1 protein-coding gene is annotated in these 966 nt (G+C 47.5%); it reads left to right on the forward strand.

Translation table 11 applies throughout. The features are described 5' to 3' along the window. Positions 1-2: 2 nt before the first annotated feature. A partial coding sequence (locus tag R7Z49_RS23795; RefSeq protein WP_318112193.1) for an iron ABC transporter permease occupies positions 3-966 on the forward strand: 964 nt, incomplete at its 3' end.

Below are 966 nucleotides of genomic sequence, written 5' to 3' on the forward strand. Positions count from 1 at the left end.
CGATAACTCTGTTACTGGTTTTGCCGATCTTAGCGATCTTCTACACCGCAATTGGTGAAACGGATAACCTGTTTACACATTTGATGTCGACGGTGATGCCAACCTATATCTATAACACCGTCGTCTTAACGATTGGGGTTATGGGCCTCTCTCTTATTTTCGGTATTCCAAGCGCTTGGTTGATGGCAATGTGTAAGTTGCCAACGGAAAAGTGGTTACAGTGGGCGCTTGTATTGCCATTGGCAATGCCGGGTTACATTATTGGTTACATATTTACGGATTGGTTCGACTTTGCTGGTCCAATTCAAATATTCCTGCGTGATGTCACCGGGTGGGGACCTGGCGAGTATTGGTTCCCTGATATTCGAACCTTACCGGGGGCGACCTTTGTCCTGTCTCTGGTGTTATACCCATACGTGTATCTACTGTGCCGCGCGGCGTTTATGGAACAGAATGTTTCACTGCTGCAAAGTGCCCGCTTGCTGAAATGCTCACCTTGGGAGAGCTTTTGGCGTATTTCGATGCCTTTGGTGCGACCTTCTATTGCCGTGGGTTTGTCGCTGGTGGCGATGGAAACCATTGGGGACTTCGGCACTGTCAGCTATTTCGCCGTTAACACATTAACGACAGCGGTTTACGACACGTGGCTTGGTTATTCTAGCCTTAACGCGGCCGCTAAAATTTCCGCAATTATGCTGTTGATTGTTGTGCTGCTACTCAGTACAGAACGCTATAGCCGCAGAAAGCAGAAACTATTCCAAAGCCAATTTAACAGCCATGAAGATTTTCGTTACGAGTTAAGTGGCTGGAAAAAATGGGCGGCACTGGTGTGGTGTTGGGGGCTGGTTGCTGTGGCGTTCATTTTGCCATTACTTCAGTTGATTGATTACTCCATTACTTACTTTGAGCAAAGCTGGACACCAGAATTCCGTGAGTACGCGTGGAACAGTCTTGTTGTGTCTGTCA

This window comes from Vibrio sp. 1562 (genome assembly GCF_033340155.1).
Taxonomy (GTDB): Bacteria; Pseudomonadota; Gammaproteobacteria; order Enterobacterales; family Vibrionaceae; genus Vibrio; species Vibrio alginolyticus.